The sequence below is a fragment of the Bradyrhizobium sp. IC3123 genome, assembly GCF_020193625.1.
In the GTDB taxonomy this organism is placed as follows: domain Bacteria; phylum Pseudomonadota; class Alphaproteobacteria; order Rhizobiales; family Xanthobacteraceae; genus Bradyrhizobium; species Bradyrhizobium yuanmingense.
On sequence record NZ_JADYVF010000022.1, the window covers coordinates 1 to 13,969 of the forward strand.

General features: G+C 65.6%; 13 protein-coding genes. 6 read left to right on the forward strand and 7 right to left on the reverse strand.

What is annotated here, in order from left to right:
- Positions 1-403: 403 nt before the first annotated feature.
- Both dapF and mtaB read left to right on the forward strand, forming a co-directional pair.
- Positions 404-1,279 carry a diaminopimelate epimerase gene (gene dapF, locus I6F20_RS35370; RefSeq protein ID WP_225130734.1) on the forward strand — a complete coding sequence of 292 codons (876 nt, stop codon included), beginning with the start codon at positions 404-406 and terminating at the stop codon, positions 1,277-1,279.
- On the forward strand, positions 1,279-2,532 hold the full coding sequence (gene mtaB, locus I6F20_RS35375; protein ID WP_225130736.1) for a tRNA (N(6)-L-threonylcarbamoyladenosine(37)-C(2))-methylthiotransferase MtaB: 1,254 nt from the start codon (positions 1,279-1,281) through the stop codon (positions 2,530-2,532). Before dapF ends, mtaB begins: the two co-directional genes overlap by 1 nt.
- A gap of 167 nt (positions 2,533-2,699) precedes the next feature.
- Here mtaB and I6F20_RS35380 read toward each other — a convergent pair whose 3' ends face one another.
- A complete protein-coding gene (locus I6F20_RS35380; RefSeq protein ID WP_225130738.1) occupies positions 2,700-3,809 on the reverse strand; it encodes a DUF2336 domain-containing protein in 1,110 nt (369 codons plus the stop codon).
- Between the two features lie 255 nt (positions 3,810-4,064).
- Positions 4,065-4,766, reverse strand: coding sequence for an RluA family pseudouridine synthase (locus tag I6F20_RS35385; protein ID WP_225130740.1), 702 nt, complete (start codon positions 4,764-4,766; stop codon positions 4,065-4,067).
- 57 nt (positions 4,767-4,823) lie between these two features.
- Between I6F20_RS35385 and ftsY the strand changes: the two genes are divergently transcribed.
- Positions 4,824-5,768: a signal recognition particle-docking protein FtsY gene (gene ftsY, locus I6F20_RS35390; RefSeq protein WP_036008849.1), complete on the forward strand. Its 945-nt coding sequence runs from the start codon at positions 4,824-4,826 to the stop codon at positions 5,766-5,768.
- A gap of 122 nt (positions 5,769-5,890) precedes the next feature.
- Positions 5,891-6,493, forward strand: coding sequence for a septation protein A (locus I6F20_RS35395; protein WP_036008846.1), 603 nt, complete (start codon positions 5,891-5,893; stop codon positions 6,491-6,493).
- Positions 6,494-6,658: 165 nt separating this feature from the next.
- On the opposite strand, the gene I6F20_RS35400 is transcribed toward I6F20_RS35395, so the two are convergent.
- The 5 genes from I6F20_RS35400 to ccmA all read right to left on the reverse strand — a co-directional run bounded on the left by I6F20_RS35400 (position 6,659) and on the right by ccmA (position 9,712).
- A complete protein-coding gene (locus I6F20_RS35400) occupies positions 6,659-7,252 on the reverse strand; it encodes a DsbE family thiol:disulfide interchange protein (RefSeq protein ID WP_036008843.1) in 594 nt (197 codons plus the stop codon).
- Positions 7,249-7,434 carry a heme exporter protein CcmD gene (gene ccmD, locus I6F20_RS35405; RefSeq protein ID WP_109141829.1) on the reverse strand — a complete coding sequence of 62 codons (186 nt, stop codon included), beginning with the start codon at positions 7,432-7,434 and terminating at the stop codon, positions 7,249-7,251. Before ccmD ends, I6F20_RS35400 begins: the two co-directional genes overlap by 4 nt.
- A complete protein-coding gene (locus tag I6F20_RS35410) occupies positions 7,431-8,222 on the reverse strand; it encodes a heme ABC transporter permease (RefSeq protein ID WP_036008837.1) in 792 nt (263 codons plus the stop codon). Before I6F20_RS35410 ends, ccmD begins: the two co-directional genes overlap by 4 nt.
- 91 nt (positions 8,223-8,313) lie before the next feature.
- Positions 8,314-8,982, reverse strand: a complete 669-nt coding sequence (gene ccmB / locus I6F20_RS35415) for a heme exporter protein CcmB (RefSeq protein ID WP_225130742.1) — start codon at positions 8,980-8,982, stop codon at positions 8,314-8,316.
- Between the two features lie 127 nt (positions 8,983-9,109).
- Positions 9,110-9,712, reverse strand: a complete 603-nt coding sequence (gene ccmA / locus I6F20_RS35420; protein WP_225130820.1) for a heme ABC exporter ATP-binding protein CcmA — start codon at positions 9,710-9,712, stop codon at positions 9,110-9,112.
- Positions 9,713-9,953: 241 nt separating this feature from the next.
- On the opposite strand from ccmA, the gene acnA reads away from it, so the two are divergent.
- Positions 9,954-12,674 carry an aconitate hydratase AcnA gene (acnA, locus tag I6F20_RS35425; RefSeq protein ID WP_036040732.1) on the forward strand — a complete coding sequence of 907 codons (2,721 nt, stop codon included), beginning with the start codon at positions 9,954-9,956 and terminating at the stop codon, positions 12,672-12,674.
- Positions 12,675-12,905: 231 nt separating this feature from the next.
- Complete coding sequence (locus I6F20_RS35430) at positions 12,906-13,682, forward strand: DUF1223 domain-containing protein (protein ID WP_057026569.1); 777 nt, start codon at positions 12,906-12,908, stop codon at positions 13,680-13,682.
- The last annotated feature ends 287 nt before the right edge of the window (positions 13,683-13,969 follow it).

Consider the following 13,969-nt stretch of genomic DNA (forward strand, 5'->3'; position numbering starts at 1 on the left):
CTTGCAGCCGGGGCGGGCGAAGCCGTCGGGGCCGGCGAGGGACTTGCCGATGCGGCCGGCGCCGGGCTCGCGGTCTGCGCCAGAGCGCCTGACAGCCCATGCGACAAGGCCGCAGCCGGGATCAGCGCGGCCAAAGCGAGGCGACGAAAAGTGTTCATTTTATTCTCCCCGAGGCCCGCTTCGTCGGGGCCTCAATTCATCAAGGCCTTACCCACCAAGGCCTTAACCCGTCCGCGCGTCCCGGTTCGCGCGAACCGCGCCGTTCTAACACGCGAGCGCCGAATTCGTCCCATGACAGATGCGTCATGGCAGGCAACTTGCCCGATGTCCCGACCCGGGTGGCAAATCACTGGCCAAGCAGCCGAGGATCGCCATATAAGGCAGGCGAAATTCGGGAATTTTCATGAGCGCGCTGGCCAACCACGCATTTGCCAAGATGAACGGCATCGGCAACGAGATCGTCGTTGTCGACTTGCGCGATTCGGCGGCCAAGGTCACGCCGGACGATGCCCGCGCCGTCGCGTCCGCGAACGGCGGCGTGGCTTACGACCAGCTCATGGTGCTGCAGAGGCCGCGGCTCGACGGCACCGAGGCCTTCATCAGCATCTACAACAATGACGGCTCGGAGGCCGGTGCCTGCGGCAACGGCATGCGCTGCGTCGTGCGCCGCATCTTCGAGAAGACCGGGCAGACCAGTGCGACCTTCGAGACGGCCGCCGGCCTGCTCAATGCCTGGCAGGGTCCGGCGCCCGACCTCTACACAGTGGATATGGGCGCGCCGAAATTCGGCTGGCAGGACATTCCGCTGGCGGAAGAGTTTCGCGACACCCGCTACATCGAATTGCAGATCGGGCCGATCGACAATCCCATTCTGCATTCGCCCTCAGTGGTGAGCATGGGCAATCCGCACGCGGTGTTCTGGGTCGACGACGTCAACGCCTACGATCTCGGCCGCTTCGGTCCGCTCTTGGAAAACCATCCGATCTTCCCCGAGCGCGCCAACATCACGCTGGCCCATATCGTCGATCGCGAGCACATCACGATCCGCACCTGGGAGCGCGGTGCCGGCCTGACCAAGGCGTGCGGGTCGGCGGCCTGCGCCACGGGGGTCGCCGCCGCGCGGCTGAAGCGCGCCGAGCGCAAGGTCGAGATCACATTGCCCGGCGGCAAGCTCGGCATCGAATGGCGCGAGCGCGACGACCACGTGCTGATGACGGGCACCGCGACCTTCGAATATGAGGGCAGCTTCGATCCGGCGCTGTTCGCGCCGGTCGCCTGATGGCCGTCGACATCGTCACCTTCGGCTGCCGCCTCAACGCCTTCGAGGCCGAGGTGATCCGCAGCAAGGCGGAAGTCGCAGGGCTTTCCGACACCATCGTCATCAACAGCTGCGCCGTCACCAACGAGGCGGTGGCGCAGGCGCGCCAGTCGATCCGCAAGTTGAAGCGCGAGCGCCCCGAGGCGCGCATCGTCGTCACCGGCTGCGCGGCGCAGACGCAGGCTGCGATCTTTGCGGGCATGGCCGAGGTCGATCGCGTCGTCGGCAATGACGACAAGATGCGCGGCGAAGCGTGGCGGGAGACGCGCCACGCTTTCGATCTTGGCGCCAGCGAGAAGATCGCCGTCAGCGACATCATGGCGGTGAAGGAGATGGCGCCGCACCTCGTCGATGGCTATGCGAGCGGCCTGCCGCGCGTCTTCGTGCAGGTGCAGAACGGCTGCGATCATCGCTGCACCTTCTGCATCATCCCGTTCGGCCGCGGCAATTCGCGCTCGGTGCCGATGGGCGCGGTGGTCGATCAGGTGCGCACCCTGGTCGAGCGCGGCCATGCCGAGATCGTGCTGACCGGCGTCGATCTCACGAGCTACGGCGCAGACCTGCCCGGCGCGCCCAAGCTCGGCCTGCTGACCAAGCAGATCCTGCGCCATGTGCCCGAGCTCAAGCGCCTGCGTATCTCCTCGATCGATTCGATCGAGGCGGATGACGACCTGCTCGATGCCATCGCGGAGGATGCGCGCCTGATGCCGCACCTGCACCTGTCGCTGCAGTCGGGCGACGACATGATCCTGAAGCGCATGAAGCGGCGGCATTCGCGGCAGGATGCGATTGGCTTCTGCGAGCAGGTACGCCGCCTACGCCCCGATGTCGTCTTCGGCGCCGACATCATCGCGGGCTTCCCGACCGAGACCGAGGACATGTTCTCGCGCTCGCTCGACCTCGTCGAGCAATGCGGACTGACCTTCCTGCACGTCTTCCCTTATTCGCCGCGGCCCGGCACGCCCGCCGCGCGGATGCCGCAGGTGGCGGGGCCGGTCATTAAAGAGCGTGCGAAGCGGCTGCGCGCGGTAGGAGAGGCGGCGCTGCAGCAGCGGCTGCAAGCCGAGATCGGCGCAAGGCGCGATGTGCTGATCGAGAGCGAGGGGCAGGGCCGCACGGAGCATTATCTGCCGGTGGCGATTGCGGGCGAGCGGGTGGGAAGCATCGTGCGGCTGAAGATTGCTGGCATTGATGGCGAGCGGCTCACGACGTAAGCAGCTGCTCTCTTCCTTCTCCCCTTGTGGGAGAAGGTGGCGCGAAGCGCCGGATGAGGGGTTGTATCCGCGCAATCGCATTGAGAGGTCATGCGCGGAGAGAGGCCCCTCACCCGTCTCGCCGCTCTCGCGGCGAGCCACCCTCTCCCGCAAGGGGAGAGGGAAAACTACGACGCCCTGACCTGCCAGAATCGCAGCGTGCGCTTGGCGTTCTCCGCCGTCATTCTCGCAAAATGCCCCTGTGTCCTCGCGATGTCCGCGGGCGTCATCGCGCCTGTCGCGAAACGGCATTCGAGCACGGCCATGGTGGTCTCCCAGCTGAGCTGTGCGGCCTTGCACGGCACCAGCAGGCCGTCCTCGCGGAGACTCTGCATCAGCGGTCGGATCACCTCGACCGTCGATCCCGACAACGCCGCCAGCGCCGCCACCGTCTCCTCATAGCGCCGCTGTGTGGCGAAGCCGAGCAACGTCGCCTCGTCGAGCTGGCCGGTGGCCTTGAGGCCGGCGATGGCGCGCTTGGCACCTTCGAAATCGCGCACCGCCGACATTTCGCGTTCGGCGCCGATGGCGACGGCGGCGATCGCGCTCTGGATCTCCTCGAACAGATGCGGCGGGGCGCGCGACAACAGGCGGGTGCGCACGGCGTCCGTCGCCGAGCGCAGCAATTGGCGGCGCAGCTCCAAGGGCAAGTCGACGCGGACGCCGACACTGACTGCGAGCTCCGGATCGCTTTCGGCCTGGCCGACGATGATGGCGAACCCTTTTCCGGAGACGCGCGCGCCGGGATTGGCCGCAAGCCGCCGGCTGACGCTGGGGTAGCGGCGCGCCAGCAGCGCGTCGGTGACGATCTCCTTCAGCCACCAGCGGCCGGCGACCGCGAGCAGATGCGGCTCGCCCTTAGCTGATGCGATCTTCACCAGCTCGCCGTCGTCGAGGCGCGCGGATTCCTGCAGCACGGGGCCGGCGATGCGGATCTCGTCATTGTTGGCGAGGCGGCGGATCACCGACGGCGGCGCCTGCGCGACCGGCGCCAGCTGCGCGCTGATCTCGGCCAGCGCCACGCGCGCTGCCACATCGGCGATGGCGCGCAGCTCGATGGTGCCGATCAGGCGCTCGAGCACGTCGTCGAACAGCGCGATCTGCTCGTCGTCGAAATTGCCCGCGGAGGAGAGGAACAGCTCGGTGACGCGCCGGGCCGTCGCCAGGCCCTTTTCCGGCGAGCCGATCCGCAGTGCGGATTCGACCTCGTCGATGATCGATAGCCCGGAATTGGTCATCGCGCGCGGCTCGTCCTGAGCGGTTACGGAAGCTTGTTCTAAGCAACCGTTATCATTAGAGGCGAGCGCTGAAGGTTTCGTAAACCATGGCACGGTAGCCGAGCACAGCCGCTTCTCGACCGACCACCGCTCCTCATCCCGAGGAGCCCCGCGAAGCGGGCGTCTCGAAGGATGGATACGACCGCGATGCGCCTGCGGGGCCTCTATGGTTCGAGACGGCGCTGACGCGCCTCCTCACCATGAGGGTCTAAGAGATTACTCCCCGTTCCACCCGCAGGCCCGGAGCTTCTCGTGCATATGCGGCGGGGCCGGCGCCACCACGCGGACCGGCTCCTTGTTCCGGGAGATCGGCACCACGATCTCGCGCGAATGCAGGTGCAGGCGCGGCTCGCCGAAGCGCGGACCGTTGCCGTAGATGTTGTCGCCGAAGATCGGCCAGCCGCTCGCGGCCGCATGCACCCGCAATTGATGGGTCCGGCCGGTCACCGGTTCCATGGCAAGCCAGGTGAAACCGTCGCCCCGGCCCATCACCTTCCAGTTCGTGATCGCCTTCTGCCCTTCCGGATCCGGCTTCTGCCACCAGCCGCGTTCGGCATTGAGTCGGCCGAGCGGCATGTCGATGGTGCCTTCGTCCTCGGCAGGGCCCCCTTCGACCACGGTCCAGTAGGTTTTGCCGATCTTGCCGTGCTTGAACAAAAGGCCCAGCGATGCCGTCGCCTTGCGGTGGCGGCCGAGCACGAGGCAGCCCGAGGTGTCCTTGTCCAGCCGGTGGGCCAGCACCGGCGGTCGCGGCAGGCCGAAACGCAGCGCGTCGAAGGAATCCTCCAGATTGGGGCCACCCTTGGGGCCGCGATGCACCGGCAGGCCGGCCGGCTTGTCGATGACCAGCATCAGGCCGTCGCGATGGAGCACGCGGCCTAAGATCTCATCGGCGGTCAATTGGGGAACATCGAGCAATCGCAGGACTTTCGGTCAAGGCTTTCGTTTACGGGCCGGAACGGCTAACACGCCACCATGAACGATACCACCTCCGAGACCCCCAAGCTGAGCTGGTGGCGCCGCCTGTCCAATGGGCTGAAGCGCACCTCGTCCTCGCTCGGGACCGCGGTCGCCGACCTCGTCACCAAGCGCAAGCTCGACCGCGCCATGCTCGACGACATCGAGGACGTGCTGCTGCGCGCCGACCTCGGCACGTCAGTCGCGGTGCGCATTGCCGATGCCGTCGGCACCGGCCGCTACGACAAGGCGATCTCGGCGGACGAGGTCAAGGACGTCGTCGCCACCGAGGTCGAGAAGGTGCTGTCGCCGGTGGCAAAGCCGCTCGTGATCGATGCGGCAAAAAAGCCGTTCGTCATTCTCGTGGTCGGCGTCAACGGTTCCGGCAAGACCACCACGATCGGCAAGCTGTCGCAGAAATTCGCCTCTGAAGGCCGCAAGGTGATGCTGGCCGCCGGCGACACGTTTCGCGCCGCCGCCATCGAGCAGCTCAAGGTCTGGGGCGAGCGGACGAAGACGCCCGTCATCGCAGGCGCGCAGGGCTCGGATTCCGCAAGCCTTGCCTTCAACGCGCTCACCGCGGCGAAGGAGCAGAATGTCGACGTGCTGCTGATCGACACCGCCGGCCGCCTGCAGAACAAGGCCGAGCTGATGAACGAGCTCGAGAAGGTCGTGCGCGTGATCCGCAAAGTGGATGACACTGCGCCGCATGCCGTGCTGCTGGTGCTGGATGCGACCGTCGGCCAGAATGCGCTGTCGCAGGTCGAGGCCTTCCATCGCACCGCCGGGGTCACCGGCCTCGTGATGACCAAGCTCGACGGCACCGCGCGCGGCGGCATCCTGGTGGCGCTCGCGGAGAAGTTCAAGCTGCCGGTGCACTTCATCGGCGTCGGCGAAGGCGTCGACGATCTCGCGCCCTTCACCGCGCGCGACTTCGCCCGCGCCATCGCCGGAATCGAATAGCGTCATCCTTCGAGACGCCGCTTGCGCGGCTCCTCAGGATGAGGTCGTGCCACACATGAGGTCCTCATCCTGAGGAGACCGCGAAGCGGTCGTCTCGAAGGATGGGAGATACGGAAGAGAGAATGGACAAGACCCAGCCGCATCCGCTGTTCAAGCTCGCGACCGAGCTCGGTCCGCTGCTCGTGTTCTTCTTCGTCAACGCGAAGTTCAATCTGTTCGCCGCGACCGGCGCCTTCATGGTGGCCATCGCGGTCGCGATGGCCGCCTCTTACATCGTGACGCGCCACATCCCGATCATGGCGATCGTCACGGGGGTGATCGTGCTGGTGTTCGGCACGCTGACCCTGGTGCTGCACGACGAGACCTTCATCAAGGTCAAGCCGACCATCATCTACGGCCTGTTCGCCGCGATCCTCGGCGGCGGCCTGTTGTTCGGCCGCTCCTTCATCGCCGTGATGTTCGACCAGGTGTTCAACCTGACGCCGCAGGGCTGGCGCATCCTCACCTTGCGCTGGGCGCTGTTCTTCGCCGGAATGGCGGTGCTGAACGAGATCGTCTGGCGCACCCAGAGCACGGATTTCTGGGTGAACTTCAAGGTATTCGGCGTCACCCCGATCACGATGATCTTCGCCATCGCACAGATGCCGCTGACCAAGCGCTATCATCTCGCGCCGGTCTCGCTGGAGAGAAGCGAGGCCGAGGCGGGGGATGTGAGCAAGGGTTAGGCGAAGGACAGGCGAAGCGTCGCTCCACATACCGCTGTCATGCCCCGGCTTGACCGGGGCATCCAGTACGCCGCAGCTTCTCCGTATACGACTGGCGTCTCTGGAATACTGGATCGCCCGATCAAGTCGGGCGATGACAGTTGAGCGTGTGGTACGAGCGCGGCATCAGCTTCCTGCCTTCAGCGCCTTCTCCAGCTCCGGCATCAGCACGGCCTTGAGATTTTGCGGCGTGATCGGCCCGACCAGCTTGTAGACGATGGTGCCCTCGCGCCCGACGACGAAGGTCTCCGGCACGCCATAGACGCCCCATTCGATCGACGCGCGGCCGTTGGCGTCGACGCCGACGTGGCCGAACGGGTTGCCGTAGCGGCCGAGGAAGCGCCGCGCATTGTCGGCGGCGTCCTTGTAGTTGATGCCGACCAGCTGGAAGCGCTTGTCTTTTGCCATTTCGGTCAAAAGCGGCGCTTCGTCATGGCAGGGCACGCACCAGGACGCCCAGACGTTGACGAGGCTGACCTTGCCCTTGAACGCAGCCGGATCGAGTCCCGGCACCTGCGTGCCATTCTCTTGCAATCCCTGGAGCGGCGGCAGCACGGTTTGCGGTGCGGGCCGGCCGATCAGCGCGGACGGAATCCGCGAGGGATCGCCACTCCCGAGCCGGAACCAGAACAAAAGCGCTAGGCCGATGAAGACGATCAGCGGCAGCATCACCAGGAAGGTGCGGCGCTGCGGCGAAGCGGAGGCAGGCTGATCGCTCATCGCAGCTCCGTCGCGCTGCGGCCCGACCGGCGGGTGATGCCGCGCTGCTCCAGCTCGCGCAGGCGCTGCGTCTGGCTGCGATAATCGAGCATGACCCAGCCGATCAGGATCGCGACCACGAGGGCGACAGCTGCGTAAGACGCCACGATGAAAGAGGCATAAGGACCGAGCGACATCGTCATGCAGCCCCAGCTTCTTTGGACGCGTTGTCTTCACGCGAACCGGCGGCCATGTCGCTCGAAAACGCCATGCGGCTGGCCTGCATCATCTGCAGCGAGCGGACACGGCGGCGCAAAATCTCGTTGCGCATCGCGGCCAGGTGCAGCGTGACGAACAGCAGCGTGAAGGCGACCGCCATCACCAGCAGCGGAATCAGGAACGACTTGTCCAGCGCCGAGCCGCCCATGCGCATCACCGAGGCGGGCTGGTGCAGCGTGTTCCACCAATCGACCGAGAACTTGATGATCGGCAGGTTGATCGCGCCGACCAAGGTCAGCACCGCGGCGGCGCGCGCTGCACGCGAGGGATCGTCGACGGCGCGCCACAGCGCCATCAGGCCGAGATACATCAGGAACAGGATCAGCACCGAGGTCAGCCGCGCGTCCCACTCCCAATAGGTGCCCCACATCGGCCGGCCCCAGAGCGAGCCCGTGAGCAGCGCGAGGAAGGTGAAGGCGGCGCCGATCGGAGCTGCGGCCTTGGCGGCGACGTCGGCGAGCGGATGCCGCCACACCAGCGTGCCCAACGATGCGATGCTCATCACGCCCCACACGAACATCGACAGCCAGGCATTGGGCACGTGGATGAACATGATCTTGACGGTCGCGCCCTGCTGATAGTCATCGGGCGCGAGCGCAGCTTGATAGAGACCGATCGTGAGCAGGATGATTGTCGCGGCCGCCAGCCACGGCAACACCCGCGCTGTCAGCGCGAGGAACCGCGTGGGGTTGGCGAGGTCGATCAGCGTCATGGTATCCTGATAATCACCGGGGGCCGCTCAGGCAATCAGCACGAAAGCCCGTCGCGAAAGTTGATCCGGGTCAAGGTCCGTCGAGCCCATCTCAGTCGAGGCCATGCCGCAGGCTTGCTGCGGCCGCGAACGGGCCGATCACGAGGCTGACCAGCGACAGCGCGCACAGGATCGAAAACGGCGCGCCGAAGGTCATGGGACCGACGATCACCGCCTGCGAGGCCGCAACGCCGAAAATCAGCACGGGAATCGACAGCGGCAGCACCAGCACCGCCATCAACAGCCCGCCGCGATGCAGCGTCACCGCCAGCGCCGCGCCGATCATGCCGGTGAAGGTCAGCGCCGGAGTGCCCGCCAGCAGCGTCAGCGCCACCGCGGCCGTGGCGATCATGTCGAGGTTGAGCAACAGGCCGAGCACGGGGGTTGCGACAATCAGCGGCAGGCCGGCGGCGAGCCAATGCGCCAGCGCCTTGGCGGCGCAGGCGAGTTCCAGCGGCGTCCGGCTCATCGTGATCAGGTCGAGCGAGCCGTCCTCATGGTCGGCCATGAACAGCCGGTCGAGGGTCAGCAGGCTGGCTAGGAGGGCGCCGAGCCAGAGGATCGCAGGTCCGAGCCGCGACAGCAGCGCCAGATCCGGCCCGACCGCGAACGGCATCAGCACCACCACGGTCAGGAAGAACAAGACCCCGATCAGCGCTCCGCCGCCGACGCGAAGCGCAATCCTGATGTCCCGGCGGATGAGGGCGGTGAGGGCGGTCATGAGAGGCTTCCAGCTTCTGGGAACGCATCCGACAGCCACAGGCACACTGCGCTCCCTTCCCCCTTGTGGGGGGAGGGAATGGATAGAGCCGAGCCCGGCCGCTTGGAAAACTGAGGGTGCCTGAACTTCACGCCACACCCCCGATCCGCAGCTCCCGCGATTCGATCCCGAGCGGGGCATGCGTCGCCGCGACGATCATGCCGCCGCCGGCCAGATGCTCGCGCATCAGGCCGGCGAACATGTCCTGACCGGCGACATCAAGCGCATTGGTCGGCTCGTCCAGGAGCCAGACCGGGCGGCGGACCGTCAGCAGCCGCGCCAGCGAGAGCCGGCGGCGCTGTCCCGCGGACAGGAATCCGGCGGGCAGATGGATGGCGTGGTCGAGCCCCACCTTGGCAAGGCTCTCGACGGCATCGAAAAGCTCGCCGCCGAGAAAGTCAGCCCAAAACGTCAGGTTTTCGGCCACGCTCAGCGCCGGCTTCAGGGCATCGCGATGGCCGAGATAGTGGCACTGCTCCGCCAGGGTCAGCTCACTATGGCCCCCCTCCAGCGCGATCGTCCCGCCGGCCGGAACGAGCAGGCCTGCGATCAGCCGCAGCAGCGAGGTCTTGCCCGATCCATTGCGCCCCATCACCGCCACGGCCTCGCCCGACCCGGCCGCGAAATCGAGCCCGGCGAACACCTCGCGCCCGCCCCGCACGCATCTCAGCCCGTGACCTGACAGCCGCATGTCGCCTTGGTTCAGTCCGCTCACAGCCGGGCCTCAGGAAATCTTGGGGTAGCGCATGGGAATTTTTGGCTCGCGAATTGCTGCGGCACGATAGTGGCTGTGGCGGCGCGGTTAGAAAGCTTCTATAAGCCCGGAACTACTTGATGCAGCAACTCAACCTGCCCCTGCAAGCGGCCCAGCCTGATACGCTGACGGTGTTAAAATACCCTGCCGGGTATAACTAGCAATTGGGATCTCCTACATGACCTCGCTCGACAGCTTCAAATGCAAAAAGACTCTCAAGGTCGGCGCCAAGACCTATGTCTATTACAGCCTGCCCACCGCCGAGAAGAATGGTCTGAAGGGCATTTCGAAACTTCCCTACTCGATGAAGGTCCTGCTCGAGAATTTGCTGCGCAACGAGGATGGCCGCTCGGTCAAGAAGGAAGACATCGTCGCGGTGTCGAAATGGCTGCGCAAGAAGTCGCTGGAGCATGAGATCGCCTTCCGCCCGGCGCGGGTGCTGATGCAGGACTTCACCGGCGTGCCCGCGGTGGTCGACCTCGCCGCGATGCGCAACGCGATGCAGAAGCTCGGTGGCGAGCCTGAGAAGATCAACCCCTTGGTGCCCGTCGATCTCGTCATCGACCATTCCGTGATCGTGAACTTCTTCGGCGACAACAAGGCTTTCGGCAAGAACGTCACCGAGGAATACAAGCAGAACCAGGAGCGCTACGAGTTCCTGAAGTGGGGCCAGAAGGCCTTCTCGAACTTCTCCGTCGTGCCGCCCGGCACCGGCATCTGCCACCAGGTCAATCTCGAATATCTGGCCCAGACGGTCTGGACCAAGAAGGAGAAGATGACCGTCGGCAAGAAGACCGGCACCTTCGAGGTGGCCTATCCCGATTCGCTGGTCGGCACCGATTCGCACACCACCATGGTCAACGGCCTTGCCGTGCTCGGCTGGGGCGTCGGCGGCATCGAGGCGGAAGCCTGCATGCTCGGCCAGCCGCTGTCGATGCTGCTGCCCAACGTCGTCGGCTTCAAGCTGAAGGGCGCGCTGAAGGAAGGCGTCACCGCGACCGACCTCGTGCTCACCGTGACGCAGATGCTGCGCAAGCTCGGCGTGGTCGGCAAGTTCGTCGAGTTCTTCGGCCCCGGCCTCGACCACCTCTCGGTCGCCGACAAGGCGACGATCGCCAACATGGCGCCCGAATACGGCGCGACCTGCGGCTTCTTCCCGGTCGATGCCGCCGCGCTCGATTATCTCAAGACCTCCGGCCGTGCCTCGGCCCGCGTCGCGCTGGTGCAGGCCTATGCCAAGGCGCAGGGCCTGTTCCGCACGGCCAAGTCGCCCGACCCCGTGTTCACGGAAACGCTGACCCTCGACCTCGGCGACGTCGTGCCGTCGATGGCCGGCCCGAAGCGTCCCGAAGGCCGCATCGCGCTGCCGACCGTCGCGGACGGCTTCTCGCTCGCGCTTGCCAGCGAGTACAAGAAGGCCGAGGAGCCGGCCAAGCGTTTCCCCGTCGACGGCAAGAACTTCGACATCGGCCATGGCGACGTCGTGATCGCCGCGATCACCTCCTGCACCAACACCTCGAACCCGAGCGTGCTCATCGGCGCCGGCCTGCTCGCGCGCAATGCGGCTGCGAAGGGCCTCAAGGCCAAGCCGTGGGTGAAGACCTCGCTCGCGCCGGGCAGCCAGGTGGTCGCGGAATATCTCGCCAATTCCGGTCTGCAGCCCGATCTCGACAAAGTCGGATTCAACCTGGTCGGCTTCGGCTGCACCACCTGCATCGGCAATTCCGGTCCGCTGCCTGAGGAGATCTCGAAGTCGATCAACGACAACGGCGTCGTCGCGGCCGCCGTGCTCTCCGGCAACCGCAACTTCGAAGGCCGCGTTTCGCCGGATGTGCAGGCGAACTACCTGGCCTCGCCGCCGCTGGTGGTCGCCTACGCGCTCGCGGGCAGCGTCACCAAGAACCTCGCCACCGAGCCGCTCGGCGAGGGCAAGGACGGCAAGCCGGTGTACCTGAAGGACATCTGGCCGACGACCAAGGAGATCAACGCCTTCATGAAGAAGTTCGTGACCGCGTCGATCTTCAAGAAGAAGTATGCCGACGTGTTCAAGGGCGACACCAACTGGCGCAAGATCAAGACAGTCGAGAGTGAGACCTATCGCTGGAACATGTCTTCGACCTATGTGCAGAACCCGCCCTACTTCGAAGGCATGAAGAAGGAGCCGGAGCCGGTCACCGACATCGTCGAGGCGCGCATCCTCGCCATGTTCGGCGACAAGATCACCACCGACCACATCTCGCCGGCCGGCTCGATCAAGCTCACCTCGCCCGCCGGCAAATATCTCAGCGAGCACCAGGTGCGTCCGGCCGACTTCAACCAGTACGGCACGCGTCGCGGCAACCATGAAGTGATGATGCGCGGCACCTTCGCCAACATCCGCATCAAGAACTTCATGCTGAAGGGCGCGGACGGAAACATCCCCGAGGGCGGCCTGACCAAGCACTGGCCCGACGGCGAGCAGATGTCGATCTACGACGCCGCGATGAAGTACCAGGAAGAGAAGGTGCCGCTGGTGGTGTTCGCCGGTGCCGAGTATGGCAACGGCTCCTCGCGCGACTGGGCCGCCAAGGGCACGCGCCTGCTCGGCGTGCGCGCCGTGATCTGCCAGAGCTTCGAGCGCATCCACCGCTCCAACCTGGTCGGCATGGGCGTGCTGCCGCTGACCTTCGAGGAAGGCACCTCCTGGCAGTCGCTTGGGCTGAAGGGCGACGAGAAGGTGACCATCCGCGGCCTCGTCGGCGACCTCAAGCCGCGCCAGAAGCTGACCGCGGAGATCGTCTCCGGCGACGGTTCGCTGCAGCGCGTTTCGCTGCTCTGCCGCATCGATACGCTGGACGAGCTCGACTACTACCGCAACGGCGGCATCCTGCACTACGTGCTGCGCAAGCTCGCGGCGTAAACGCGGATTTGTGAATGATGGCTCACTGCGAAGTGAGTAGAAGCCTTAACGAAGGCGGCCTATCAAAGGCCGCCTTCGCGCGTTTGCGGTACGCTTCAGATGGGCCCGCCCGGCGGAAAACCTCCCTTTGGACGGTGGCCCGGATGGATGAATGTACCGCGCCCCGTAAGACTACGGTGACCATCCGGCGATAAGATTTCCCTCTGAGAGCAACGGTGTGCGGCGTTCGACATGACGACAATGACGGCTTCCCATCTGATTCCACGTTGGTCCGGCGCCCTCTGGTCGGGAGCTCTCGGCATATGTGCGATCATCGCCGTCATTCGTCCTGCCGAAGCTGAACCCCGCGCCGTCGTCGAATTGTTCACCTCGCAGGGCTGCTCCTCCTGCCCGCCCGCCGACCAGATCATCGGCGATCTCTCCAAGGACCCCTCCGTCATCGCGCTGAGCATGCCGATCGATTATTGGGACTATCTCGGCTGGAAGGACACGCTGGCGGATTCGCGCTTCTCTGCACGGCAGCGTGCCTATTCGCGCATGCGCGGCGACCGCGAGGTCTACACGCCGCAGGTCGTGGTCAACGGCTCCACCCATGTCATCGGCAGCGATCGCACCGGCATCGAGAACGCGATCGGCAAGACCGACAAGGGCACTGGCGTGATGAGCGTGCCGGTGACGATGTCGCTCTCGGGCAAGCAGATCAACGTGTCGGTAGCCGCAAGCAAGGAGCCCACGGTCTCGCGCGGCGAGGTCTGGATCTGCTCGATCGCGAAGTCGGTGCCGATCGCGATCACCCGCGGCGAGAACAAGGGACAGCAGGTCACCTATCACAACGTGGTGCGCAGCCTGCTCAAGGTCGGCGACTGGACCGGCCGTCCGGAGAGCTGGACGGTGCCGATCGAGAACCTCACGCGCGACGGCGTCGACGGCGCGGTGGTCTACGTCCAGGACGGCAGCCGCGAGAGGCCGGGCCCGATGCTGGGTGCGGCCTACACGTCGCTGCATTGAAGCAGGCAGAACGTCTCAGCAATTGATGCTCGTCATTCCGGGGCGCGCCTCTTGGCGCGAACCCGGAATCCATTTCTCAGCTTGTGTGATGGTAAATGGATTCCGGGCTCGCGCTTCGCGCGCCCCGGAATGACGGCAGACCGGAAACATCTCGGCACAAACAAAAAAGGACCAACTTGCGTTGGCCCTCCTTGTCGTGCGTACAGACCCGATCCTGTTCGACCCCGGGGGGCTGGGGGCTGAGGAATCCGGAACCGAAAGGACCGGGTCAACGCACGTCACCCTTT